Consider the following 24206-nt stretch of genomic DNA (forward strand, 5'->3'; position numbering starts at 1 on the left):
TTTTTTGGGAGTGTGCGTCAGATTGTGCGGAGAGAATCTCCCCCACCACGGCGTGGCGGGGGCGGGGACTACAGGCGGGTAGCGGTTGCTGCGGCCAGTTCGGCCAGCAAACGTTCGCTATCTTCCCAGCTCAGGCAAGGATCGGTGATGGACTGGCCGCGCGTCAGCGGTTGCCCGGCCACCACTTTCTGCGTGCCTTCCCGCAGGAAGCTTTCGGCCATGATGCCGGCAATCGATGTGGAACCGGCGCGAATCTGCTGGCAGATATCGGCGCACACCTCCAGCTGACGGCGGTGCTGCTTCTGGCAGTTGCCGTGGCTGAAATCAACCACCAGCTGTTCCGGCAGGTCAAATTCACGCAGCGCATCGCAGGCGGCGGCGATATCTTCAGCATGGTAGTTCGGCTGTTTGCCGCCGCGCATGATGATATGCCCGTACGGGTTGCCGCTGGTCTGATAGATGGTCATCTGTCCCTGCTTATCCGGCGACAGGAACATATGGCTGGCGCGGGATGCGCGGATGGCGTCGACAGCGATACGGGTGTTGCCATCGGTACCGTTCTTGAAGCCGACCGGACAGGAGAGCGCGGAGGCCATTTCCCGGTGGATCTGGCTTTCGGTGGTGCGCGCGCCGATGGCGCCCCAGCTTATCAGGTCGGCAATAAACTGCCCGGTCACCATATCGAGAAATTCGGTGGCGGTGGGAACCCCCAGCTCGTTGACCTGTAGCAGCAGCCGACGCGCCAGCGCAAGACCGTGATTCACCCGATAGCTGCCGTTAAGGTCAGGATCGGAAATTAACCCTTTCCAGCCGACAACGGTGCGCGGCTTTTCAAAGTAGGTGCGCATGACGATTTCCAGCTGCGGCTGGTAGCGCTCGCGCATCCCCTGCAGGCGGCGCGCGTAGTCCATCGCCGCGTCGGTATCATGGATGGAACACGGTCCGATAATCACCAGTAAACGGCTATCTTCCCCGTTGAGGATCTTTTCAATCCGGCGGCGGGAGGCGGCGACGTGCGCCGCAACGTCGGCAGAGACGGGATGCCGCTGCGCCAGTTCCGCGGGCGTCACCAGGCTTTCAATGCGCGCGGTACGCAATTCATCTGTTCTGTTCATTGGAGTCTCAAAAAATCTGTTTCTTCCGCGGCGAAAATGCCGGGAAGTGATGCGCATCACGATAAACCAATCCCTGTTTATTGCAAGGACAGGTCATGATCCTGTATGGGCCACGGGCGATAGCATAAACAAATTTTCTCCAATGCACTAGTTCATTAGTACATTTTGCGACTCAGTCCCATGATGTCCATGATTTTAGTCGCCATTTCTTCCACTGAATAATTGGTGCTGTTCAGGCACGGAATTTTATTCTTGCGATACAGGGCCTCCACCTCGGTCACCTCCATGCGGCACTGGCGCATCGACGCATAGCGGCTGTTCTCACGACGTTCTTCGCGGATCGCCGCCAGCCGCTCCGGATTAATGGTTAAACCGAACAACTTATGTTGTAAGGGTTTGAGGGAGGCGGGGAGGATCAGGTTGTCCATATCGTCGGCGATAAACGGGTAGTTTGCCGCGCGGATACCGTACTGCATCGCCAGGTAAAGACTGGTCGGGGTTTTGCCGCAGCGCGAGACGCCCAGCAAAATGACCTGCGCCTGATCAAGATTACGTAGCGAGATGCCGTCGTCATGGGCGAGGGTGTAATCAATCGCCGCAATACGGGCATCGTATTTGTTGAGGTTACCCGGCGTCAGGCCATGGGTCCGGTGAGCGATTGGCGTCGGGTCGAGTCGTAGCTCCTGCTGAAGCGGCGCCACCAGCGCCTGTACGATATCCTGACAAAATCCTTCACTTTGCAAAATAATATCGCGAATTTCAGGGATAACGATGGAGTAGAAAACCAGCGGTCGCACGCCGGTCTGCTGATAGATGGCGTCAATTTGTTCCTTTACTGCCCGCGCGCGGCTGATATTTTCGACAAACGGCAGCGTAAGACTGCTGATAGCGACCGGGAATTGCGACATCACCGCATGCCCCAGTACTTCAGCCGTAATGGCGGTACCGTCAGAAATATAAAATACGTGGCGATCTACAGCACTTTCCATTTTGACCATCCGGTATAATGAGTTTAATTATCTGAAAGCAGAAATTAAATTTAAGCATATCCCTTTAGGCTTTGTCTCACTTTAAAAAATGAAACGGTATTTTTATTTTTAATGAAAAGGCCGGTTCAGTTTTCTGTTTTGCCGGAATTTTGTATCTTATTGCAGCAGATTTAAGCAGAATCATTGGGTTAGGTATATCGGGTAAAGTATCCTGAAAAACGAAAAATAATTTGCTTGAACGATTCACCGTTTTTTTAAGTCGCATAAATATGTCAGGATAAATCCCGTAGTTGATCGTGAGTTTTTTATCACTGGTATTAAATCACAAAAGGATTGTCTCGATGTCCAACAATGGCTCGTCACCGCTGGTGCTTTGGTATAACCAACTCGGCATGAATGATGTAGACAGAGTTGGGGGCAAAAATGCCTCCCTTGGTGAAATGATTACGAATCTGTCCGGTATGGGTGTTTCCGTACCGAACGGGTTTGCCACCACCGCTGATGCCTTCAATCAGTTCCTGGACCAAAGCGGTGTTAACCAGCACATTTATGAACTGCTGGATGAAACCGACATTGACGACGTTTCCGCATTAGCGAAAGCGGGCGCCCAGATCCGTCAGTGGATCATTGATACGCCGTTCCAGAGCGAACTGGAAGACGCGATTCGTGATGCCTATCGACAGCTGTCCGCGGACAATGCCGAGGCCTCTTTTGCCGTGCGTTCGTCCGCGACGGCGGAAGACATGCCGGATGCCTCCTTCGCCGGGCAGCAAGAGACATTCCTCAACGTGCAGGGCTTTGATGCCGTGCTCGTCGCGGTGAAGCACGTGTTTGCTTCGCTGTTTAACGATCGCGCGATCTCCTATCGCGTGCATCAGGGTTATGACCATCGCGGCGTGGCGCTATCCGCCGGGGTACAAAGGATGGTGCGCTCCGACCTCGCCTCATCCGGCGTGATGTTCTCCATTGATACCGAGTCCGGCTTTGACCAGGTGGTATTTATTACCTCCGCCTGGGGCCTCGGCGAAATGGTGGTGCAGGGCGCGGTCAACCCGGATGAGTTCTATGTGCATAAACCGACGCTGGCGGCGGGTCGTCCGGCCATCGTGCGTCGCACCATGGGATCGAAAAAAATTCGCATGGTTTATGCCCCGACCCAGGAGCACGGCAAGCAGGTGCGTATCGAAGACGTTCCGCAGGCGCAGCGCGATATTTTCTCGTTAACTAACGAGGAAGTGCAGGAGCTGGCGCAGCAGGCGGTGCAGATTGAGAAACACTACGGCCGTCCGATGGATATCGAATGGGCGAAAGATGGCCACACCGGTGAGCTGTTCATCGTTCAGGCGCGTCCGGAGACCGTCCGCTCGCGCGGTCAGGTGATGGAGCGCTACACCCTGCATACGCAAGGGCAGATTGTGGCGGAAGGCCGCGCTATCGGCCATCGTATCGGCGCCGGCCCGGTAAAAGTGATTCACGATATCAGTGAAATGAACCGTATCGAGCCCGGCGATGTGCTGGTGACCGACATGACCGACCCGGACTGGGAACCGATCATGAAGAAAGCCTCGGCAATTGTCACCAACCGCGGCGGCCGTACCTGTCACGCGGCGATTATTGCCCGCGAGCTGGGGATTCCGGCGGTCGTTGGCTGCGGTGACGCGACCGACCGCATCCAGGAAAACCAGAACGTGACCGTCTCCTGTGCCGAAGGCGATACCGGCTACGTCTACGCCGAGCTGCTCGACTTCAGCATTAAGAGTTCAAGCGTGGGGGAAATGCCGGACCTGCCGCTGAAAATCATGATGAACGTCGGTAACCCGGATCGCGCATTCGACTTCGCTTGTCTGCCGAACGAAGGCGTGGGGCTGGCGCGTCTGGAGTTCATCATCAACCGCATGATTGGCGTCCACCCGCGCGCGCTGCTTGAGTTTGACGATCAGGAGCCCGCGCTGCAGAACGAAATCCGCGAGTTGATGAAAGGCTACGACTCGCCGAGAGAGTTTTACGTCGGTCGTCTGACCGAAGGGATTGCGACCCTTGGCGCGGCGTTCTATCCGAAGCGGGTCATCGTGCGTCTGTCCGACTTCAAATCTAACGAATACGCCAACCTGGTGGGCGGCGAGCGTTATGAGCCGGAAGAGGAAAACCCGATGCTGGGCTTCCGCGGCGCCGGTCGTTACGTCTCCGATAGCTTCCGCGATTGTTTCGCGCTGGAGTGTGATGCGGTGAAACGCGTGCGCAACGATATGGGGCTGAACAACGTCGAAATCATGGTGCCGTTTGTCCGCACCGTCGCCCAGGCGAAAGCGGTGGTTGAAGAGCTGGCGCGCCAGGGACTCAAGCGCGGCGAAAACGGTCTGAAAATCATTATGATGTGCGAAATCCCGTCGAATGCGCTGCTGGCCGAACAGTTCCTCGAGCACTTTGACGGTTTCTCCATCGGCTCGAACGACATGACCCAACTGGCGCTTGGCCTCGATCGCGACTCCGGCGTGGTCTCTGAGCTGTTTGACGAACGTAACGACGCGGTGAAAGCGCTGCTGTCGATGGCGATTCGCGCAGCGAAGAAGCAGGGTAAATACGTCGGCATTTGCGGCCAGGGCCCTTCTGACCACGAAGATTTTGCCGCATGGCTGATGGAGGAGGGGATTGACAGCCTGTCCCTGAACCCGGATACCGTGGTGCAAACCTGGCTTGGTCTGGCTGAAATGAATAAGTAAGCCCTCGTTTTCAATCAGCCGATCCCCGTCAGCAATGGCGGGGATTTTTTATTTTCAGCGTCTGCCGTCCGCCAGTGACGGCCGTACCTGCAAACCGTAAAAATAGCGGTCTGCGGCTCACGGATTCGAAGTAAAAAAAAGCCCATCGTGGGAGATGGGCAAAGACTACACACAGCAATTCGTTGTTTCACTCAGGGGATTTCCATGCTTATAAATCAAGGTGTTGATCTATAACCGTGCCCTAATAGTAGACACAGCCTGTTTTTGCGTCGATCGGATTCATCCCAATAGTTAAACGGGTGTGAAGAATATGCCGATTGCATCTCATGAGAGAGGGGGATAGCGGGGGGAGGAGTGAATTATTTTTATCAGTTTTTCTTATGATTAAGGCGGGTTTCCCCGCCTCGATTTTTTACTTTTGGTTGTTGATATTACTGACATTTAACGCTTCAAGTTCCGCCAGTACCTGATCGGGATCTTTCGGCGGCGGTGGAACCTCCTGCAACCAGGCATCAAACAGGCGCCAGGAGACGGCAAGCAGCACCGGACCGATAAACAAGCCAATCATCCCGAAGGCGATCAGCCCGCCGATAACGCCGGAGAGAATCAGAATCATCGGCAGGTCGGCGCCCATACGAATCAGCATCGGGCGAATAACGTTATCCATGGTGCCCACCACGCAGCTCCACACCAGTAGCACCGTGCCCCAGGTGGTATCTCCGCTCCAGTAGAGCCAGATAATCGAAGGGATCAGGACAATCAATGGCCCCAGCTGTACCAGACAGGTGAAGATCATGACCACGGTCAGCAGCGCAGCGTAAGGGACGCCGCTAATCGCCAGACCAATCCCTCCGAGCACCGCCTGAACCAGCGCGGTCACCACCACGCCCAGCGCCACGGCGCGAATGGCCTGACCGGCCAGCAGCACCGCCGCATCGCCGCGTTTTGCCGCCAGACGCGTTGCGAAATAACGGAACCCATAGGCGACTTTCTCACCCTGCCAGTACAGCAGGGCGCTGAACAACAGCATCAGACCACAGTAGACCAGCAGTTTGCCGATATGCGCCGCCTGACCGACGAACCAGGTGGTGGTGGTGCCGATATAGGGACGAATTTTGGCCATGATGGCCGCGCCGCCCATATCCAGCAGACCGTGCCAGGCCGCGTACAGCTTGTCGCCAATCAGCGGAACGCTATTAAGCCACGCCAAATCCGGCAGCGTCACATTCCCGGCGGAGATGAGTTTTATCAGCGGAATGCTGTTATCGACCAGGCTATTTACCAGCAGCGCAATGGGGATGACGAACAGTAAAAACAGTAAGACGGTCATAACCAGCACGGCGAGGGCGCGTTTACCAAACAGCAAACGCTGCAGACGCAGCAGAACGGGCCAGGTGGCGATGACGACGGTGCCTGCCCAGGCGAAGGACAGAATAAAGGGTTGCACCACCCACAGACAGGAGATAATTATCAGGGATAAGAACAGCACCGACAGCAGAATTTGCGGTATATCCCGAGGTTGGCGAGCGTTAATCATAATGAAATTTTACCTTTCCAGTCGCGTCAGAATGTTGGCGCCGCGTAAATCCATATACTGATAATAATATCAATAATTTCACGGGCCTGATTTTGCACATAAATCTCGTGGGCGCATATGAAAAAAATGTGATAAAAAGTTGACTGCGCCACGCAATCGTTTAGTTATCCATACACCAAATCATCCGGACGCAGCGAGGTGGCGGCCGACTCCCGGCTTGCAGGCTATTTTTGCCCGGCGTGGTGAACGTGGTTTGTATTACCCGCCAGGGTCAGCTTCACGCAAGGATTCGGCAGCGAATGCGCCAACACGAGGCAGTCTGAAGGATGACATCTCTACAACACAACATAGTCAGGCAGGGTCAAGCGTTATGATCCCACAAATTTCTCAAGCACCAGGTGTCGTTCAACTGGTATTGAATTTTTTGCAGGTACTGGAGCAACAAGGATTTACCGGCGATACCGCCACCAGCTATGCCGACAGGCTAACAATGGCGACAGATAACAGCGTTTATCAGCTGTTGCCGGATGCGATTTTATTTCCCCGCTCGACGGCGGATGTCGTCCTGCTGGCGCGACTCGCCGCCGAAGAACGCTTCAAATCGCTGGTCTTTACCCCGCGCGGCGGCGGCACCGGGACCAACGGCCAGGCGCTGAATGCGGGGATCATCGTCGATATGTCCCGCCATATGAACCGCATACTCGAAATCAACCCGCAAGAGGGATGGGTTCGTGTCGAAGCCGGCGTGATTAAAGATCAGCTGAACCAGTATCTTAAACCGTACGGTTACTTTTTTGCCCCGGAGCTTTCCACCAGCAACCGCGCCACCCTGGGGGGGATGATCAACACCGATGCCTCCGGTCAGGGGTCATTGGTTTATGGCAAAACCTCAGACCATGTACTGGGCGTTCGTTCGGTGCTGATGGGCGGCGATATTCTCGATACCCAGGCGATGCCCGTTGCCCTGGCGGAGACGCTAAGCCGCGAACAGTCGGCGATTGGACGGATTTACCGGACGGTCTTTCAGCGCTGCAAAGCGCAACGTCAGCTGATCATCGATAAATTTCCGAAACTTAACCGCTTCCTGACCGGATATGACCTGCGCCACGTCTTTAATGATGACATGAGCGAGTTCGATCTGACCCGAATTCTCACCGGTTCGGAAGGGACGCTGGCCTTTATCACCGAAGCGCGTCTCGATATTACCCGTCTGCCGAAAGTCCGCCGTCTGGTGAACATCAAATACGATTCGTTTGACTCCGCGCTGCGCAATGCGCCGTTTATGGTCGAGGCGAAAGCGCTGTCGGTGGAAACCGTCGATTCAAAAGTCCTTAACCTGGCGCGTGAAGATATCGTCTGGCATTCGGTCAGCGAGTTGATTACCGATGTCCCGCATAAAGAGATGCTGGGACTGAATATTGTCGAATTCGCCGGTGATGACGCCGCGCTTATCGATAACCAGGTAACTACGCTGTGTCAGCGTCTTGATGAGCTGATTGCCGCCAATGAAGCGGGCGTCATCGGCTGGCAGGTCTGTCACGAACTGGACGGCGTTGAGCGCATCTACGCGATGCGTAAAAAAGCGGTGGGGCTGCTGGGGAATGCCAAAGGCGCCGCCAAGCCGATTCCCTTTGCGGAAGATACCTGCGTACCGCCGGAACATCTTGCCGATTACATCGTCGAGTTCCGCGCGCTGCTCGACAGCCACGGTCTGAGCTACGGCATGTTTGGCCATGTGGACGCTGGCGTTCTGCACGTGCGTCCGGCGCTGGATATGTGCGATCCGCGGCAAGAAGTGCTGATGAAGCAGATCTCTGATGAGGTCGTGGCGCTGACCGCGAAATACGGCGGCCTGCTGTGGGGTGAACACGGCAAGGGCTTCCGCGCCGAGTACAGTCCGGCATTCTTTGGCGAAGAGCTTTACGGCGAGCTGCGAAAAGTCAAAGCGGCGTTCGATCCGCACAACCGTCTTAACCCGGGGAAAATCTGTCCGCCGGAAGGCGTAGATGCGCCGATGATGAAGGTGGATGCCGTGAAGCGCGGCACCTGGGATCGCCAGATCCCTATCGCGGTGCGCAGCGCATGGCGTGGCGCGATGGAGTGTAACGGCAACGGTCTGTGCTTTAACTTTGATGTTAAAAGCCCGATGTGTCCGTCGATGAAGGTCAGCAATCACCGTATCCACTCGCCGAAAGGGCGCGCAACGCTGGTGCGCGAATGGCTGCGCCTGCTGGCGGATCGTGGCATCGACCCCAATCAGCTGGAAAAAGATCTGCCGGAAAAACGCGCCAGCCTGCGGACGCTGGTGGCGCGGACCCGTAACAGCTGGCATGCGCGCAAGGGGGAATATGACTTCTCCCATGAGGTCAAAGAGGCGATGTCCGGCTGCCTGGCCTGTAAAGCGTGCTCTACCCAATGTCCGATTAAAATCGATGTCCCGGAATTTCGTTCACGCTTCCTGCAGCTGTACCACAGTCGCTATTTGCGGCCGGTTCGCGATCATCTGGTGGCGACGGTGGAATCCTATGCGCCGCTGATGGCCCAGGCGCCGAAGACGTTCAACTTCTTTATTAACCAGCCGTGGATGCGCAAGCTGTCGGAGAAGCACATCGGGATGGTGGATCTGCCGCTGCTCTCGACGCCGTCGCTGAAGCAGAGAATGGTGGGACATCGCTCGGCAAACATGACGCTGGAGCAGCTGGAAACCCTCAGCGCCGCGCAGAAAGCCAAAATGGTGCTGGTGGTGCAGGATCCGTTCACCAGCTATTACGACGCGCAGGTGGTGGCCGATTTTGTCCGGCTGGTGGAAAAAGTCGGCTACCAGCCGGTACTGCTGCCGTTCTCGCCAAACGGCAAGGCGCAGCATATCAAAGGATTCCTCTCGCGCTTTGCGCGCACGGCGCAGAAAACCGCAGATTTCCTTAACCGCGTGGCGCAACTGGGCATGCCGATGGTTGGGGTCGATCCGGCGCTGGTGCTGTGCTATCGCGATGAGTACAACCAGGTCCTGGGCGACAAACGCGGTGATTTCCGCGTGATGCTGGTGCACGAGTGGCTGCCGCAGGCGCTGCCGGAAGCTCGCGAGCAGGAGCAGGGCGGCGAAGCGTGGTATCTGTTTGGCCACTGTACCGAGGTCACGGCGCTCCCCGCTGCGCCGAAGCAGTGGGCAGAAATTTTTGCACGCTTTGGCGCGAAACTGGAGAACGTCAGCGTGGGCTGTTGTGGGATGGCCGGAACCTACGGTCATGAGGTGAAAAACCATGCCAACTCGCTGGATATCTACGCGCTTTCCTGGCAACAGGCGATTCAGCGTCTACCGCGTAACCGTTGCCTGGTGACCGGCTACTCCTGTCGCAGTCAGGTGAAGCGCATTGAAGGCAGCGGTGTCCGCCATCCGCTGCAGGCGCTGCTGGAGATTATTGGATGATTTGGAAACGTCAGACAACGCTGGAACAGCTTAACCGCATGGGTGAAGGCAATATGGTCGGGCTGCTGGATATTCATTTTGACAGCGTCACCGATGATACCATCGAAGCCACCATGCCGGTGGACAGCCGCACGCATCAGCCGTTTGGTCTGCTACATGGCGGAGCATCGGTGGTGCTAGCGGAAACGCTGGGCTCGGTTGCCGGCTATTTGTGCAGTGAAGGCGAGCAGAAGGTGGTAGGGCTGGAGGTCAATGCCAACCACATTCGCTCGGTGCGCAGTGGCCGGGTCAGAGGGGTCTGTAAAGCGCTGCATATCGGATCGCGCCACCAGGTGTGGCAGATTGAAATCTTCGATGAACAGCGGCGCTTATGCTGCTCCTCGCGCCTGACCACGGCGGTAGTCTGAGAGAGCCGCAGCGGGCTGAGGCGATTCTCGTACAAATATAAGGGGAATGTTATTCCCCTTATATTCAGCGGATTTTATTGTGTTTCATCTTTAATCGTTTCGCTGAGACCATTCTTCTGCACTGAAGCAATTCCTTTTTTCGCCGCCTCCTTCGAGGAATACATTTCACTGGTGGCGATGGTTTCATGATTATCTGCTTTTAGCAGGAAATACCATGGCTGGGAAACGCTTTTCTCAGATTTTTTAATCACGTAATAGCCCATTGTTAACCCCTTTGTGCATTAGCACCGACACCATGATATGTAGACCATAGCGGCTTATATAGCAAGTCAGCGGCGCTAAAAATATAATTCATGAATTATTCACGTTACTTATGCTACTATTTTAAGTACGAAATACTTTTGAGTAACGAAGAGGACGGAGTTAACTATGGGTATCATTTCCTGGGTCATTTTTGGTCTTATTGCCGGTATTTTGGCTAAGTGGATTATGCCAGGCAAAGACGGCGGCGGCTTTATTGTCACTATTGTTCTGGGCATCATTGGTGCGGTAGTAGGTGGTTGGATCAGTACGTTTTTTGGCTACGGCAAGGTCGATGGCTTTAATTTCGGCAGCTTTGTAGTGGCGGTCATTGGTGCATTAGTCGTCCTGTTTATCTACAGAAAGATTAAGAGTTAATATCCCGTCATCATACCGCTATCCTCATCGCCATCGGCGGTGAGGATATAGACATTGAGCGCCAAATCAGACGCAAAATAAAAGCTGCCACGCTCACTGGCAGCTTTTTTTATGTCGCAGATATTAACCGGTCAATGATACCGGGAGTCGCCGGGATAATTCAGGGCATATCGGGTACAGGAACGACTTCCACGCGCACTTCATAATGTTTAGCGCTCCCTGTCGGGATCAGCGCGGTCAGTTTATTAATCGTCTCGGCCGGGTTATCGGTGGCAACCGTTGCAGAGAATAATAGCGGTTTTCGCGGTGGCAATGGCGGTAGAGGCATCGGCATTGGGCCACGCCCTTGCGGCATTTCCATCATCGGCTGTCCGGGCGGATTATCGGGGGGAGCAGGGACGTCATTTTTATCTGCTGCAAATGCGCTGGCTGTGGCAATGGATACGGTGGCTAACAGAGCAATGATTGTTCCTTTCATCTTCGTTACCTCTCGCTGGAATATGGCTGAAATCTTAGAGGCAACGCCGTTGCTGAACAATGCCACTGCGGACGAATCCTCTAAAACTCCTCATTTCATCACGAATGTGAAGCTCCGATGTGGGAAGCAGGGGCTGTGGCTGACCTAGTTTAGCAATACGCTCATAACCAGCAGTACCACCATGCACATCGACATAATACTGATATCTATCATCCTGTACGGACAAACTCCATGTAAGCAGTGCCTCCGACACAGGGTCGAGAACTGTAGGAAATTTAAGCAGGAATTGTACATCAATTTACCAGTAGAGAAAAAAGCTTTATTCCTGGTTTTTGTCCGAATTTAAAATGATAACCGTTCCGCTTTACCGGATAACGAATAGCCATCCAGAAGGATACTTATAGATAATTCTAAAGAGGTAGCGTAAAGAGCGTCACGTCGTCGCACGGTACAAAGAACAATCTATTGATTTGACAGTAAATGCTGATCATGTTGAATGGACCGTTTTCGATTTCAAAAATAGGTATTTCCGATACACCTTTCTCATTGCCCGTCATGTCCGGGTAAAACGCTAAATAAGTTATTATTTATCAATATATTAAATTGCAAAATAGTCACCTGATAACCTGCAGGCGAGGGTCTATGCTTATAAAAAGCGAGATAAAAGGGTTCGCAAGGGGAATACCCCTTCTCCGGCTGGGTTGAAGTGATAATTGTTATCATTAACATGGTCGTATGCCCTTATGGCGCTAACCAATGAGGTAGAGCGATGGAATTAGATACAGGAACCTTCAATCCCGATGAATTTAGCTGGCGTGGTCTGATGATGACCCCGGCGGCAGCGGCCCATATTCGCAGCCTGGTGAGTCAACAGCCCGACAAGCAGGGGCTACGTCTGGGGGTAAAAACCAGCGGCTGCGCCGGTTTTGGTTACGTGCTCGAGCTGATTGCCGAGCCGGCGGAAGACGACCTGCTGTTTGAGCGCGACGGGGCGAAACTGTGGGCGCCGCTGCAGGCCATGCCGTTTATCGACGGGACGGAGCTGGATTATGTTCGGGAAGGATTAAATGAAATCTTTAAGTTTCATAACCCGAAAGCGCAGCACGAATGCGGCTGCGGCGAAAGCTTTGGGGTTCAGGCGGAGTAACTATGTCTCGTAATACTGAAGCAACTGACGATGTCAAAACCTGGTCCGACGGGCCGCTCAATTATAAAGAAGGCTTTTTTACCCGCTTAAAGACCGATGAGCTGGCGAAAGGCATCAACGAAGAGGTGGTGCGCGCCATTTCCGCCCGCCGCAATGAGCCCGAGTGGATGCTCGAGTTTCGCCTGAAGGCGTATCACGCCTGGCTGGAGATGGAAGAGCCGCACTGGTTGAAAGCGCACTATGAAAAGCTCAACTACCAGGATTACAGCTATTACTCGGCGCCGTCCTGCGGCAACTGCGACGACACCTGCGCTTCGGAGCCTGGCGCGGTGCAGCAAACCGGCCCCGGCGCCTATCTGACTCAGGAAGTCGAAGAGGCTTTTAACCTGCTGGGCGTGCCGGTACGCGAAGGGCGTGAAGTCGCGGTTGACGCGATTTTCGACTCCGTTTCGGTGGCGACAACCTACCGGGAAAAACTGGCGGAACAGGGGATTATCTTCTGTTCGTTTGGTGAGGCTATCCACGATCACCCGGAGCTGGTGAAACAATATCTCGGCACCGTGGTGCCGGGCAATGACAACTTTTTTGCCGCGCTGAACGCGGCGGTGGCCTCTGACGGCACCTTTATCTACGTGCCTAAAGGCGTACGTTGCCCGATGGAGCTGTCGACCTATTTCCGCATTAATGCCGAAAAAACCGGCCAGTTCGAACGCACCATTCTGGTGGCCGATGAAGGCAGCTACGTCAGCTACATCGAAGGGTGTTCCGCCCCGGTGCGCGACAGCTACCAGCTGCATGCGGCGGTGGTCGAGGTGATTATTCATAAAGACGCCGAGGTGAAATATTCCACGGTGCAGAACTGGTTCCCCGGGGATAACAACACCGGCGGGATTTTGAACTTTGTCACCAAACGCGCGCTGTGCGAAGGCGAAAACAGCAAGATGTCCTGGACGCAGTCAGAAACGGGGTCCGCCATTACCTGGAAGTATCCGAGCTGCATTCTGCGCGGCGATAACTCCATCGGCGAATTTTTCTCCGTGGCGCTGACCAGCGGACACCAGCAGGCCGACACCGGCACCAAGATGATCCACATCGGCAAAAACACCCGTTCGACGATTATCTCGAAAGGGATCTCCGCCGGCAAAAGCCAGAACAGCTACCGTGGGCTGGTCAAAATTATGCCGACCGCCACCAACGCGCGTAACTTCACCCAATGCGACTCGATGCTGATTGGACCGGACTGCGGGGCGCATACTTTCCCGTACGTGGAGTGTCGCAACGACAGCGCGCAGCTGGAGCACGAAGCCACCACCTCGCGGATCGGCGAAGATCAGTTGTTCTACTGCCTGCAGCGCGGCATCAGCGAAGACAATGCCATCTCGATGATTGTCAACGGCTTCTGTAAAGATGTCTTCTCGGAGCTGCCGCTGGAGTTTGCCGTTGAAGCGCAAAAACTGCTGGCTATCAGTCTGGAACACAGCGTCGGCTAAGCGCCAGGCTTTACGAATTAAGGGAAATGCGATGTTAAGTATCAAAAATTTGCAGGTCGCCGTTGAAGACAAAGAGATCCTGCGCGGATTAAATCTGGACATTCGCCCTGGCGAAGTGCACGCCATTATGGGGCCGAACGGCTCCGGCAAAAGTACCCTGTCGGCGACGCTGGCCGGGCGTGAAGACTATGAGGTCGTCGGCGGCAGCGTGGAGTTTAAAGGCAAAGATTTGCTCAGCCTCGCGCCGGAAGACCGCGCCGGCGAAGGCATTTTTATGGCCTTCCAGTACCCGGTAGAGATTCCCGGAGTCAGCAACCAGTTTTTCCTGCAAACTGCGCTCAACTCGGTGCGCGGCTATCGCGGTCAGGAAGAGCTGGACCGTTTCGATTTCCAGGATCTGATGGAAGAGAAAATTAAGCTGCTGAAGATGCCGGAAGATTTACTGACCCGTTCGGTGAACGTGGGCTTCTCCGGCGGTGAAAAGAAGCGCAACGATATCCTGCAAATGGCCGTGCTGGAGCCGGACCTGTGCATTCTTGATGAATCGGATTCGGGGCTGGATATCGACGCCCTGAAGATAGTCTCTGACGGCGTCAACGCGCTGCGCGACGGCAAGCGCGCATTTATTATCGTCACCCACTATCAGCGTATTCTCGACTATATCAAGCCTGATTACGTCCACGTGCTCTATCAGGGGCGAATCGTCAAATCCGGCGATTTTACCCTGGTCAAACAACTGGAGGAGCAGGGCTATGGCTGGCTTACCGAACAGCAGTAACGCGCTGCAGCAGTGGCATCATCTGTTTGAGGCGCTGGGCGAGCGGCGAACGCCTGAAGCCCGCCGACATCTCCAGCAGGTCCTGCGCCTCGGTCTGCCGACGCGCAAACATGAGGACTGGAAATATACGCCGCTGGATACACTGAACAAAGGCACATTTGTCGCGCTGCAGCCGGGTACTTTAACGGCGACAGAGCGGGATCAGCGGGCGCTGTCGATGGACGCCTGGCGGCTGGTGTTCATCGACGGGCAGTTTAGCGAGACCTTAAGCGACAACCTGGCCGACAGCGGCTACGACGTTAGCGTGGCGGCCGATCGCCAGGGGCTGCCTGACGCGGTGCAGCCGGAAGTGTTCCTGCATCTCACGGAGAGCCTTGCTCAGACGGTGACGCGAATCCGCGTAAAACGGCATCAGCGGCCCGCAAAGCCGCTGCTGCTGATGCATGTGACCCGTGGGGGCGCGGGCGATGACCTCAACACCGCGCACTATCGCCATCATCTTGAGCTGGAGAGCGGCGCCGAGGCGACGATTATCGAACACTATCTGAGCCTGGATGAACAGCGCCACTTTACCGGCGCGCGTCTGACGATGTCGGTGGCGGATAATGCCCATCTGCAGCATATCAAGCTGGCGTTTGAGAATGCGCAGAGCAACCACTTTGCCCACAACGATCTCTTGCTGGGCCGCGACGCGTCGGCCTTCAGCAGCAGCTTTCTGCTCGGCGGCGCGGTATTGCACCATCGCACCAGTACTCAGCTGCTGGGGGAGAACAGTACCCTGCGGATCAACTCCCTGGCGATGCCGGTCAACAATGAGGTCTGCGACAGCCGAACCTGGCTCGATCATCGCGTTGGCTACTGTAATAGCCGCCAGCTGCATAAGACCATTGTCAGCGATAAAGGGCGGGCGGTGTTTAACGGTCTGATTAATGTCGCTAAGCACGCGCTGAAAACCGACGGTCAGATGACCAACAATAATTTGCTGCTGGGGCGCCTGGCAGAAGTAGATACCCGGCCGCAGCTGGAAATTTATGCCGACGACGTCAAGTGCAGCCACGGCGCCACCATCGGGCGTATCGACAACGAACAGCTGTTCTATCTCCGTTCACGCGGTATTACTCACCAGGCGGCGCAGCATATGATCCTCTATGCTTTCGCCGCCGAGCTGACGGAAGCGATTGGCGATGAGGCGCTGAGGGCGCAGATTCTGGCGCGAATCGGCCAACGTTTACCGGGAGAAAAAGCATGACATTTTCTGTTGAACGGGTCCGCGCGGATTTTCCGTTGCTGAGCCGGGAGGTCAACGGTCAGCCGCTGGTCTATCTCGACAGCGCCGCCAGCGCGCAAAAACCAGAGGCGGTGATTCGCGCCGAGGCGGAGTTTTATCGCCACGGCTATGCCGCCGTCCATCGCGGTATCCATACGCTGAGCGCAGAGGCGACGGCGCGGATGGAACAGGTGCGCCAGCAGGCGGCGAGGTTCCTCAACGCCCGCTCGGCGGAAGAGCTGGTGTTCGTTCGGGGGACCACCGAAGGGATTAATCTGGTGGCCAACAGCTGGGGGAACGCCAACGTCGGTGCCGGCGATAACATCATCATCAGCGCCATGGAGCACCACGCGAATATCGTTCCCTGGCAGATGCTCTGCGCCCGGGTGGGCGCCGAGCTGCGGGTTATCCCGCTGACACCGGACGGCACTCTGCAACTGGATGCCATTCCGGCGCTGTTCGATGCGCGGACCCGCCTGCTGGCCATCACCCAGGTCTCCAATGTGCTGGGGACGGAGAACCCGCTGGCGGCCTTGATCCCGCTGGCCCGCCAGCATGGGGCAAAAGTGCTGGTGGACGGGGCGCAGGCGGTGATGCATCACGCGGTGGATGTGCAGGCGCTGGACTGCGACTTTTATGTTTTCTCCGGCCACAAGCTGTATGGCCCGACCGGGATTGGCATTCTGTATGTCAAAGAGGCGCTGCTGCAGGCGATGCCGCCGTGGGAAGGGGGCGGGTCAATGATTGCCACCGTCAGCCTGAGCGAAGGGACAACGTGGGCGAAAGCGCCGTGGCGCTTCGAGGCGGGCACCCCCAATACCGGCGGGATTATCGGCCTTGGCGCCGCGCTGGAGTATGTCAGCGCGCTGGGGCTGGCGCAGATTGGTGAATATGAGCAGACTCTCATGCGCTATGCCTTGCAGGCGCTGAAAGCGGTGCCGGACTTGACCCTGTATGGCCCTGACGCGCGTCTGGGGGTGATTGCCTTTAATCTTGGCGCGCATCATGCCTATGATGTGGGCAGCTTCCTGGATAATTATGGCATTGCCATCCGCACCGGCCATCATTGCGCGATGCCGCTGATGGCGTTTTACAACGTACCGGCCATGTGTCGGGCCTCGTTGGCGATGTACAATACCACGGAAGAGGTGGATCGCCTGGTCGCAGGACTGCAGCGTATCCACACGCTACTGGGCTAAAGGACGCAATCATGGCGGCATTACCGGATAAAGACAAACTGCTGCGCAACTTTAGTCGTTGCGCGAACTGGGAAGAGAAGTACCTCTATATTATCGAACTCGGCCAGCGGCTGGCGCCGCTGAGCGCCGAAGAGCATACCGCGCAAAATATCATTCAGGGCTGCCAGAGCCAGGTGTGGATCGTGGTGGAACAAGGGGAAGGCGGGGGGCTATCGCTGCGCGGCGATAGCGATGCGGCGATCGTCAAAGGACTGATTGCCGTGGTCTTTATCCTCTACGACCAGATGACGGCCAAGGATATCATCGCCTTTGACGTGCGGCCGTGGTTTGAAAAAATGGCGCTGGCCCAGCATCTTACCCCTTCACGATCTCAGGGCCTGGAAGCCATGATTCGTGCAATTCGCGCGAAAGCTGAAAATCTTAGCTAGAATAAACAGGTAGATTTCATTCTGTTACGTCAGGCCGGAGGTGATGCCTGCCTGACTGCAGACCCTGGCGTTTTATCAGCGAAAGAAGGAATCTCAGTATGAAACGCGCATCTCTTATCACCGTAGCCCTTCTGACAGCCCTCAGCGTTTCACACGGCGCCTGGGCGGTAGATTACCCACTTCCCCCGGCTAACAGTCGACTCATTGGCCAGAATCAATGGTGGACGGTACAGGAAGGGGATCGCAATCTGCAGGCGATTGCCCGCCATTTCGACACGGCGGCGATGCTGATTCTCGAAGCGAACGACACGCTTGCGCCGGTGTACCCGAAGCCCGGGACTCAGGTCTTGATTCCCTCGCAGATGCTGCTGCCGGATGTTCCCCGGGAAGGCATCGTCGTGAACCTGGCGGAGCTACGGCTGTACTACTTCCCGCCGGGGCAGAACCAGGTTCAGGTTTATCCGCTGGGGATTGGTCAGCAGGGGCTGGAGACGCCGGAGATGACCACGCGCATCGGGCAAAAGATCCCTAATCCGACCTGGACGCCAACGGCGGGCATCCGCGCGCGTTCGCTGGAAAAAGGCATCAAGCTGCCGCCCGTGGTGCCGGCAGGGCCGAATAATCCGTTAGGACGCTATGCGCTGCGCCTGGCGTACGGCAACGGTGAGTATCTTATCCACGGTACCAGCGCGCCGGATAGCGTTGGCCTGCGGGTCAGTTCGGGCTGTATGCGCATGAACGCCGCGGACATCCAGGCGCTGTTTAGTCAGGTAAAAACCGGGACGCCGGTGCGCGTTATCAACCAGCCGGTGAAATTTGCGATTGAGCCCGACGGTAAACGCTATGTCGAAGTTCATCGGCCTCTGACGCAGGATGAAGCGGGCGATACCCGTACGCTTGCGTACACGCTGCCAGCGGACTTCCATCAGTTTGCCGGAGATAAAACCATAGACGATGCCCAACTGAAGAAAGCGCTGTCCCGACGCGCGGGCTATCCGGTGGTGGTCTCTGCGGGCAATGAGACGGCGAGCGGCGCAGCGCTATCGGCGATGTCGGTATCGAACGTGCCGGTGGACGAAGCGAAAAGGGTGCAGTAGCGCGAGACGGGAAGGAAAGAGAGGACAAAAAAAATGGCGCACATTGTGCGCCATTTTTATTAACAGGTACTATTACTTACGGTATTTAGTAGCCTGGTTGTCCAGACGCTGGTTAGCGCGTGCTGCGTCGTCTTTAGCAGCCTGGACGTCAGAACGCATTGCGTTCACATCGTTGCTCAGCTGGTCAACTTTAGCGTTCAGAGTCTGAACGTCAGAAGACAGCTGATCGATTTTAGCATTGCTGGAGCAACCAGCCAGCAGAGTAGAACCCAGGATTACCGCGCCCAGTACCAGTTTAGTACGATTCATTATTAATACCCTCTAGATTGAGTTAATCTCCATGTAGCGTTACAAGTATTACACAAACTTTTTTGGGATGAGAATATTTTTTTACGGTAATACGCTTATTTTTGATCGTTCGCTCAAAGAAACATCGAATTTTACGGATTAGTTTAAAAATCTTTGTGAAAACAGCACGCTTCCATCGGATTCATCTTAGATAATCTCTCATTAAATAGTAAATTCCGATTTGCATTTTTATTAAGAGTCGCCAGGGATGAATAAAAAAAAGCGCCTGCAAGAGGCGCCTTTAAAAACGAATTAACCTGTAAATTATTACAGCACGTGCACGGATGCGGTATTGGTGGTTCCGCTCGGGACCAGTGCGCCAGAGACCATAACAACCACGTCGCCTTTACGCGCCAGGCCGCTCTGCAGCGCCAGTTCTTTGCCGAGGATGTAGAAATCATCGGTAGAGGAGAGCTGGTCAACCAGCTGCGGCACTACGCCTTTGGTCAGCACCAGCTGACGGGCGGTGGTTTCGTTAGTGGTCAGCGCCAGGATGGTGGCATCCGGGAAGTATTTACGCACGGCGCGCGCAGATTTACCGCCCTGGGTGGCGACAACAATCAGCGGAGCTTCCAGTTTTTCTGCGGTTTCTACCGCACCACGACACACCGCTTCGGTAATGCGCAGCTTACGGTTGTCGTTGTTGAACTCCAGGCGGCTGGTCATCACGCGATCGGTACGCTCGCAGATGGTCGCCATGATGGTGACGGCTTCCAGCGGGTATTTCCCTTTGGCGGATTCGCCGGACAGCATGACCGCATCGGTGCCGTCGAGGATGGCGTTGGCTACGTCGCCGGCTTCTGCGCGGGTCGGACGCGGGTTTTTGATCATCGAATCCAGCATCTGCGTTGCGGTGATAACCACTTTACGCGCGCGGATACATTTTTCGATGATCATTTTCTGGGCGAAGATAACTTCTTCAACCGGGATTTCCACGCCCATGTCGCCACGCGCAACCATGATGCCGTCAGAGGCTTCGAGGATTTCGTCGAAGTTGTTCAGGCCTTCCTGGTTTTCAATTTTGGAGATGATCTGGATGTTTTCGCCGCCGTGCGCTTTCAGGTGCTCGCGGATTTCGACCACGTCAGAACGCTTACGGATAAAGGAAGCAGCAACAAAATCAACACCTTGTTCGCAACCGAAGATCAGGTCCTGCTTGTCTTTTTCAGCCAGTGCCGGCAGGGCAATAGAAACGCCCGGCAGGTTAACGCCTTTGTTCTCGCCGAGGTCGCCGTTGTTCAGCACTTTACAGATGACGTTCTGACCTTCGATGGCCGTCACTTCCATGCCGATCAGACCATCGTCGACCAGAACGGTGTTGCCGACGGACAGGTCGGTAGTGAAACCTTCATAGGTCACGGCGACGATTTCGTTGTTGCCGACGACGGATTTATCGGTGGTGAAGGTGAATGTCTGACCGGCTTTCAGGGAGACGTCACTGCCGCCTTCCAGCTTAATGGTACGAATTTCCGGGCCTTTGGTATCCAGCAGGATAGCCGCTGTCTTACCGGTTTTGCTCAGCACGTTACGCAGGTTCTTGATGCGTTGACCGTGTTCAGCATAGTCACCGTGAGAGAAGTTCAGACGCATGACGTTCATGCCCGCGTCCAGCATTTTGGACAGCATCTCTTCGGATTCGGTTTTCGGACCGATGGTGCAAACAATTTTGGTCTTTTTCATGAAAGTTTTAGTCTTTAAGTTGTGAAGGATATGGAAATATCGCTCCGTAGGCGCACGGCCGTGGAGTCAAACCTGTATTGCGAAAGTTGTTCTGCCACGCTCTAAGAATAGGTGACAACAAAAGAGCGTGCAGAAGAAAGTGTGCTGGCGGTTCAGCCCATGAAAAGAGGCAGTATTTTATGCGTTTAGTCGTGCAGTCCAATGCGCTGAAACCATTCAAGAAAGAATCGGGGGGCATTATACGACGTCGGAACAAAAAAGGAAAATGAAAACGACGTTTCATTATTCCCCATGAAAATGTAACAGAACTCAAACTATTTCAAATCTTCTTCGCAACACATTTTTTCATCAGCCGACAACAATAAACGCCACTATTATGCGAATTTCATCGCGGTTAGCGCCTGGAAACAGCGCGCTGGTATAAAAAGAGCGCGCTGGTTTGATTTATCACGAAAACATATTAATAATGATTTGATTGATAATGATAATTTGTGAGTCGAAAAGTATGGGAAATAAAGCCAGAGACGCCGAATTGTACGAGGAAATGTGCCGGGTGGTGGGGAAAGTGGTGCTCGAAATGCGCGATCTCGGCCAGGAGCCAAAACATATCGTGATTGCCGGGGTGGTGCGTACCTCGCTGGCCAACCCGAAAATCGCCCGCTCTGAACTGACCAAAGAAGCCATGGAGAAGGTGATCCACGCCTTATCCGGGCACGACTAGCCTTCCTGCGCGCGGCTTACGCAGGCTCAGGAAATCACAAACCGCACGACCGCTTTCACCGCTATATCGCAGTGGTGAGCGATCATCTCCTCATCGTCGATAGCCGGCAGCGGGTCGTCGAGGAAGAGACGAGTGAAGGTGTAAAAGTTCGACACCTGATAAAAGCTAAAGCTGCTGATCAGCCGATGGACATCGCGCGCCTGTAGACCCTCCTGAAAAATTCCCTGCTGTTGCCCGCGCTGCAGAATATCCTCCAGAATCGACAGGGCGGTTCGATTCAGCGGTTTCAGTTGCCCCGATGACTGCAACCACTTACCGCGCTGCATATTCTCCATACAAATAACCCGCATAAAATCCGCATGAGTGGCGTGATAACGCACGCTCCAGCGCACCAACTGCACCAGCGCTTCAACCGGCGGAAGCTGCTCCAGCCCAAGCTGCTGTTCGGTCTCGCGGATACGCGCATAGACGTGTTGCAGCACCGCCTGATACAGCAGCTCCTTCGTTTTGAAGTAGTACACCACCATGCGTTTGGTTGTCTGCGCCTCGGTGGCAATCTGTTCCATGCGCGCCCCGGACAGACCGTGTTCGGCAAAGACGACGATGGCGGCGGTAAAAATCCGTTCCTTCAGGGACTGCGCTTCATCATGAGCCACGACAGACATAACCACTCCTTTTTCTGAGAGACAAAAAATACACATAATGATCACAAATTAGCAACCTCGTGTGGCGCGAATGAACCAAATGATTCATATTCAGGGCTCACGTCTGCTGATGACCCGAGGACCTATGCTGCGATCCATTGCCACCGTTTCGATTTCCGGCACCTTACCCGAAAAACTCCATGCTATTGCGGCAGCGGGTTATCAAGGCGTCGAAATCTTTGAAAACGATCTGCTTTATTATACCGGCACGCCGGCGGATATTCGCAATCTGGCGGCTGATTTAGGGCTAAAAATCACGCTTTTTCAACCCTTTCGCGATTTTGAAGGCGCCAGCCGCAGCCAGTTTGCGGCGAATATGGCGCGGGCGAAGCGCAAATTCGCGCTGATGCATGAGCTCGGCTGCGACACATTGCTCCTGTGCAGCAATGTGCAGCCGGACTGTTCCGCCGATGTTGCGCTGCAGGTGGCGGATCTCGCCGCGCTGGCGGCGCTGGCGGAGCAGGAAAAGATAGTCATCGGCTACGAAGCGCTGGCCTGGGGAACGCACGTCAACCGCTGGTATCAGGCCTGGGAACGGGTGAAAAGCGTCAACAGCCCGGCGTTGGGGATTGTCCTGGATAGCTTTCATATTCTGGCTCGCGGCGACAATTTGCAGCGGTTGCATGAAGTCCCGGTGGACAAAATCACCTTCCTGCAGCTGGCGGATGCGCCGTTGATGAAGATGGACGTCCTTGAATGGAGCCGCCATTTCCGCTGTTTCCCGGGACAGGGGCAGCTGCCGCTGGTGGATTTTGCCTGCGATCTGACCCGCTGCGGCTATCGCGGCCCGTGGTCGCTGGAAATTTTCAATGACGGCTTCCGCGCTTCGCCGAATGGCGCAACGGCGAAAGATGGCTACCGCTCGTTACAATGGCTGGAAGAGCAGACCCGCCAACAGCTGGACGACAGCGATGCGTCGCTGTTTCAGGCCGCGACGCTGCCGGATTATCTCGGACTGGAATTTATCGAATTTGCCGCCAGCCCCTCGCAAGCGCAGGCTCTCGGCCAGCGCCTGTCGCAACTGGGCTTCGGTCAGGAAGGCCGCCACCGCTCAAAACAGGTGACGCTGTGGCGCAACGGCGGCGCACGAGCGATTGTCAACGCCCAGCCGCACAGCTGGGCCGACCATTTTCACCAGCGCCACGGCGTCTCTCTGTGCGCGATGGCGCTGCGCGTCAGCCGCAGCGCGGCGATTATTGAGCGCGCCCGCGCCTATGGCTACGCCACCTGGCAGGGCGATGCCGGGCCGAATGAAAGCCCCATTCCGGCGATTTGCGCCCCCGACGGCAGCCTGATCTATTTAATTGAAGCCGGTGATGATATCTACACCCGCGATTTTCATCTGCACGACGCGCCGACGTTACGCGATGACTACAGCGGCATCGATCATCTGGCGCTGGGGATGGAGGCGGAGAGCCGTGATAACTGGATTACCTTTTTCCGCACCGTCTTCGGTTTCACCCTCGAACATGAACAGACGCTGCCGGACCCGTATGGTCTGGTGCGCAGTCTGGCGGTTCACAGCCCGCAGGGCAATATTCGCCTGGCGCTGAATATCTCCCAGAGCCGCGCCACGCAGATTGCCCGCTCGGTGGCCTGCTATCAAGGGGCGGGCTTGCAGCACGCGGCGTTTGCCTGCCATCACCTGCCGGCGACCCTCGACGCTCTGCCGCAGGTCTCCCTTCAGGCGCTGCCGATTCCGGCTAATTACTATGATGACCTGCTGGCGCGCTATGGCGAGACGGTGGACGTCGCGACGCTGCAACGTCTGCATATTCTCTATGACCGCGATCCGCGCGGCGGGGAGTTTCTCCACCTCTATACCCGGCCGTTCTCGGCAGGGCGCTTTTTCTTCGAATTGACCGAAAGACGCGATGGCTATGCCCTGTACGGCGCGGCAAATGCCGCCGTTCGCCTGTCGGCAATGCAGTACAGCTAGTGATGTATCAAATGGTTCGTTGAGCACAACATCGTCAATACAATAACAACATTCATC

At 55.5% G+C, this 24206-nt stretch carries 22 protein-coding genes, 1 other RNA gene and 1 pseudogene; 13 read left to right on the forward strand and 11 right to left on the reverse strand.

Features of this window, described 5'->3' with window-relative positions; genetic code table 11:
• Window positions 1–68: 68 nt before the first annotated feature.
• The 3 genes and pseudogenes from aroH to Electrica_RS28410 all read right to left on the reverse strand — a co-directional run.
• Window positions 69–1115 (reverse strand): 3-deoxy-7-phosphoheptulonate synthase AroH, encoded by a 1047-nt coding sequence (aroH, locus tag Electrica_RS10440; RefSeq protein ID WP_131047907.1) that lies wholly within the window; start codon window positions 1113–1115, stop codon window positions 69–71.
• 155 nt (window positions 1116–1270) lie between these two features.
• On the reverse strand, window positions 1271–2104 hold the full coding sequence (gene ppsR / locus Electrica_RS10445; RefSeq protein WP_100683568.1) for a posphoenolpyruvate synthetase regulatory kinase/phosphorylase PpsR: 834 nt from the start codon (window positions 2102–2104) through the stop codon (window positions 1271–1273).
• 148 nt (window positions 2105–2252) lie between these two features.
• A pseudogene (locus tag Electrica_RS28410) lies at window positions 2253–2369 on the reverse strand (hypothetical protein); the annotation flags it as partial.
• A gap of 76 nt (window positions 2370–2445) precedes the next feature.
• Here Electrica_RS28410 and ppsA point away from each other — a divergent pair.
• Window positions 2446–4824, forward strand: a complete 2379-nt coding sequence (ppsA, locus tag Electrica_RS10455) for a phosphoenolpyruvate synthase (RefSeq protein WP_141964421.1) — start codon at window positions 2446–2448, stop codon at window positions 4822–4824.
• 130 nt (window positions 4825–4954) lie between these two features.
• Here ppsA and rprA read toward each other — a convergent pair.
• Together rprA and ydiK are read right to left on the reverse strand one after the other, a co-directional pair.
• An RNA gene (rprA, locus tag Electrica_RS10460) (antisense sRNA RprA) lies at window positions 4955–5062 on the reverse strand.
• Window positions 5063–5236: 174 nt separating this feature from the next.
• On the reverse strand, window positions 5237–6361 hold the full coding sequence (ydiK, locus tag Electrica_RS10465) for an AI-2E family transporter YdiK (protein ID WP_131047909.1): 1125 nt from the start codon (window positions 6359–6361) through the stop codon (window positions 5237–5239).
• Between the two features lie 370 nt (window positions 6362–6731).
• On the opposite strand from ydiK, the gene ydiJ reads away from it, so the two are divergent.
• Together ydiJ and menI are read left to right on the forward strand one after the other, a co-directional pair.
• The gene (gene ydiJ, locus Electrica_RS10470) at window positions 6732–9788 is read left to right on the forward strand and encodes a D-2-hydroxyglutarate dehydrogenase YdiJ (RefSeq protein ID WP_141964422.1); all 3057 of its coding nucleotides are present in this window, start codon (window positions 6732–6734) and stop codon (window positions 9786–9788) included.
• On the forward strand, window positions 9785–10195 hold the full coding sequence (gene menI, locus Electrica_RS10475; RefSeq protein WP_141964423.1) for a 1,4-dihydroxy-2-naphthoyl-CoA hydrolase: 411 nt from the start codon (window positions 9785–9787) through the stop codon (window positions 10193–10195). Before ydiJ ends, menI begins: the two co-directional genes overlap by 4 nt.
• A 74-nt stretch (window positions 10196–10269) precedes the next feature.
• Here menI and Electrica_RS10480 read toward each other — a convergent pair whose 3' ends face one another.
• Window positions 10270–10458, reverse strand: coding sequence for a YegP family protein (locus tag Electrica_RS10480; RefSeq protein WP_141964424.1), 189 nt, complete (start codon window positions 10456–10458; stop codon window positions 10270–10272).
• Window positions 10459–10624: 166 nt separating this feature from the next.
• Between Electrica_RS10480 and Electrica_RS10485 the strand changes: the two genes are divergently transcribed.
• Window positions 10625–10873 carry a GlsB/YeaQ/YmgE family stress response membrane protein gene (locus Electrica_RS10485; RefSeq protein ID WP_100683574.1) on the forward strand — a complete coding sequence of 83 codons (249 nt, stop codon included), beginning with the start codon at window positions 10625–10627 and terminating at the stop codon, window positions 10871–10873.
• A gap of 160 nt (window positions 10874–11033) precedes the next feature.
• On the opposite strand, the gene Electrica_RS10490 is transcribed toward Electrica_RS10485, so the two are convergent.
• On the reverse strand, window positions 11034–11351 hold the full coding sequence (locus Electrica_RS10490) for a hypothetical protein (protein ID WP_100683575.1): 318 nt from the start codon (window positions 11349–11351) through the stop codon (window positions 11034–11036).
• 769 nt (window positions 11352–12120) lie between these two features.
• On the opposite strand from Electrica_RS10490, the gene sufA reads away from it, so the two are divergent.
• The 7 genes from sufA (at window position 12121) to ldtE (ending at window position 18757) form a co-directional block, all read left to right on the forward strand.
• Window positions 12121–12498, forward strand: a complete 378-nt coding sequence (sufA, locus tag Electrica_RS10495) for a Fe-S cluster assembly scaffold SufA (RefSeq protein WP_100683576.1) — start codon at window positions 12121–12123, stop codon at window positions 12496–12498.
• A gap of 2 nt (window positions 12499–12500) precedes the next feature.
• Window positions 12501–13988, forward strand: coding sequence for a Fe-S cluster assembly protein SufB (gene sufB, locus Electrica_RS10500; RefSeq protein ID WP_015584111.1), 1488 nt, complete (start codon window positions 12501–12503; stop codon window positions 13986–13988).
• Window positions 13989–14019: 31 nt separating this feature from the next.
• Entirely contained in the window at window positions 14020–14766 is a 747-nt protein-coding gene (gene sufC / locus Electrica_RS10505) for a Fe-S cluster assembly ATPase SufC (protein ID WP_141964425.1), read from the forward strand.
• Window positions 14741–16015 carry a Fe-S cluster assembly protein SufD gene (gene sufD, locus Electrica_RS10510; RefSeq protein ID WP_141964426.1) on the forward strand — a complete coding sequence of 425 codons (1275 nt, stop codon included), beginning with the start codon at window positions 14741–14743 and terminating at the stop codon, window positions 16013–16015. The genes sufC and sufD overlap by 26 nt, the downstream gene beginning before the upstream one ends.
• Window positions 16012–17232, forward strand: coding sequence for a cysteine desulfurase SufS (gene sufS / locus Electrica_RS10515; RefSeq protein ID WP_141964427.1), 1221 nt, complete (start codon window positions 16012–16014; stop codon window positions 17230–17232). Before sufD ends, sufS begins: the two co-directional genes overlap by 4 nt.
• A gap of 11 nt (window positions 17233–17243) precedes the next feature.
• Entirely contained in the window at window positions 17244–17660 is a 417-nt protein-coding gene (gene sufE, locus Electrica_RS10520; RefSeq protein ID WP_100683580.1) for a cysteine desulfuration protein SufE, read from the forward strand.
• A 98-nt stretch (window positions 17661–17758) separates the two neighbouring features.
• Window positions 17759–18757, forward strand: a complete 999-nt coding sequence (ldtE, locus tag Electrica_RS10525) for a L,D-transpeptidase LdtE (RefSeq protein WP_141964428.1) — start codon at window positions 17759–17761, stop codon at window positions 18755–18757.
• 72 nt (window positions 18758–18829) lie between these two features.
• Here the strand turns inward: ldtE and lpp are convergent, their stop codons facing one another.
• The 3 genes from lpp to ynhH all read right to left on the reverse strand — a co-directional run bounded on the left by lpp (window position 18830) and on the right by ynhH (window position 21068).
• Entirely contained in the window at window positions 18830–19066 is a 237-nt protein-coding gene (gene lpp, locus Electrica_RS10530; protein ID WP_001082307.1) for a murein lipoprotein Lpp, read from the reverse strand.
• 306 nt (window positions 19067–19372) lie between these two features.
• The gene (pykF, locus tag Electrica_RS10535) at window positions 19373–20785 is read right to left on the reverse strand and encodes a pyruvate kinase PykF (RefSeq protein WP_141964429.1); all 1413 of its coding nucleotides are present in this window, start codon (window positions 20783–20785) and stop codon (window positions 19373–19375) included.
• Window positions 20786–20792: 7 nt separating this feature from the next.
• Window positions 20793–21068, reverse strand: a complete 276-nt coding sequence (gene ynhH, locus Electrica_RS29435) for a protein YnhH (protein ID WP_455428487.1) — start codon at window positions 21066–21068, stop codon at window positions 20793–20795.
• Between the two features lie 222 nt (window positions 21069–21290).
• On the opposite strand from ynhH, the gene fumD reads away from it, so the two are divergent.
• Window positions 21291–21506 (forward strand): fumarate hydratase FumD, encoded by a 216-nt coding sequence (gene fumD, locus Electrica_RS10540; RefSeq protein ID WP_100683583.1) that lies wholly within the window; start codon window positions 21291–21293, stop codon window positions 21504–21506.
• A gap of 26 nt (window positions 21507–21532) precedes the next feature.
• On the opposite strand, the gene Electrica_RS10545 is transcribed toward fumD, so the two are convergent.
• Window positions 21533–22171: a TetR/AcrR family transcriptional regulator gene (locus tag Electrica_RS10545; RefSeq protein ID WP_100683584.1), complete on the reverse strand. Its 639-nt coding sequence runs from the start codon at window positions 22169–22171 to the stop codon at window positions 21533–21535.
• Between the two features lie 124 nt (window positions 22172–22295).
• On the opposite strand from Electrica_RS10545, the gene Electrica_RS10550 reads away from it, so the two are divergent.
• Window positions 22296–24149 (forward strand): bifunctional sugar phosphate isomerase/epimerase/4-hydroxyphenylpyruvate dioxygenase family protein, encoded by a 1854-nt coding sequence (locus Electrica_RS10550; protein WP_142255870.1) that lies wholly within the window; start codon window positions 22296–22298, stop codon window positions 24147–24149.
• The last annotated feature ends 57 nt before the right edge of the window (window positions 24150–24206 follow it).

It is taken from the genome of Klebsiella electrica, from assembly GCF_006711645.1.
In the GTDB taxonomy this organism is placed as follows: Bacteria; Pseudomonadota; Gammaproteobacteria; order Enterobacterales; family Enterobacteriaceae; genus Klebsiella; species Klebsiella electrica.

Bases quoted from the DNA above. Each gene is read 5' to 3' on its own strand.
- aroH (WP_131047907.1), bottom strand. From the start codon at position 1,115: ATGAACAGAACAGATGAATTGCGTACCGCGCGCATTGAAAGCCTGGTG.
- ppsR (WP_100683568.1), bottom strand. From the start codon at position 2,104: ATGGAAAGTGCTGTAGATCGCCACGTATTTTATATTTCTGACGGTACC.
- ppsA (WP_141964421.1), top strand. From the start codon at position 2,446: ATGTCCAACAATGGCTCGTCACCGCTGGTGCTTTGGTATAACCAACTC.
- ydiK (WP_131047909.1), bottom strand. From the start codon at position 6,361: ATGATTAACGCTCGCCAACCTCGGGATATACCGCAAATTCTGCTGTCG.
- ydiJ (WP_141964422.1), top strand. From the start codon at position 6,732: ATGATCCCACAAATTTCTCAAGCACCAGGTGTCGTTCAACTGGTATTG.
- menI (WP_141964423.1), top strand. From the start codon at position 9,785: ATGATTTGGAAACGTCAGACAACGCTGGAACAGCTTAACCGCATGGGT.
- Electrica_RS10480 (WP_141964424.1), bottom strand. From the start codon at position 10,458: ATGGGCTATTACGTGATTAAAAAATCTGAGAAAAGCGTTTCCCAGCCA.
- Electrica_RS10485 (WP_100683574.1), top strand. From the start codon at position 10,625: ATGGGTATCATTTCCTGGGTCATTTTTGGTCTTATTGCCGGTATTTTG.
- Electrica_RS10490 (WP_100683575.1), bottom strand. From the start codon at position 11,351: ATGAAAGGAACAATCATTGCTCTGTTAGCCACCGTATCCATTGCCACA.
- sufA (WP_100683576.1), top strand. From the start codon at position 12,121: ATGGAATTAGATACAGGAACCTTCAATCCCGATGAATTTAGCTGGCGT.
- sufB (WP_015584111.1), top strand. From the start codon at position 12,501: ATGTCTCGTAATACTGAAGCAACTGACGATGTCAAAACCTGGTCCGAC.
- sufC (WP_141964425.1), top strand. From the start codon at position 14,020: ATGTTAAGTATCAAAAATTTGCAGGTCGCCGTTGAAGACAAAGAGATC.
- sufD (WP_141964426.1), top strand. From the start codon at position 14,741: ATGGCTGGCTTACCGAACAGCAGTAACGCGCTGCAGCAGTGGCATCAT.
- sufS (WP_141964427.1), top strand. From the start codon at position 16,012: ATGACATTTTCTGTTGAACGGGTCCGCGCGGATTTTCCGTTGCTGAGC.
- sufE (WP_100683580.1), top strand. From the start codon at position 17,244: ATGGCGGCATTACCGGATAAAGACAAACTGCTGCGCAACTTTAGTCGT.
- ldtE (WP_141964428.1), top strand. From the start codon at position 17,759: ATGAAACGCGCATCTCTTATCACCGTAGCCCTTCTGACAGCCCTCAGC.
- lpp (WP_001082307.1), bottom strand. From the start codon at position 19,066: ATGAATCGTACTAAACTGGTACTGGGCGCGGTAATCCTGGGTTCTACT.
- pykF (WP_141964429.1), bottom strand. From the start codon at position 20,785: ATGAAAAAGACCAAAATTGTTTGCACCATCGGTCCGAAAACCGAATCC.
- ynhH (WP_455428487.1), bottom strand. From the start codon at position 21,068: ATGAAACGTCGTTTTCATTTTCCTTTTTTGTTCCGACGTCGTATAATG.
- fumD (WP_100683583.1), top strand. From the start codon at position 21,291: ATGGGAAATAAAGCCAGAGACGCCGAATTGTACGAGGAAATGTGCCGG.
- Electrica_RS10545 (WP_100683584.1), bottom strand. From the start codon at position 22,171: ATGTCTGTCGTGGCTCATGATGAAGCGCAGTCCCTGAAGGAACGGATT.
- Electrica_RS10550 (WP_142255870.1), top strand. From the start codon at position 22,296: ATGCTGCGATCCATTGCCACCGTTTCGATTTCCGGCACCTTACCCGAA.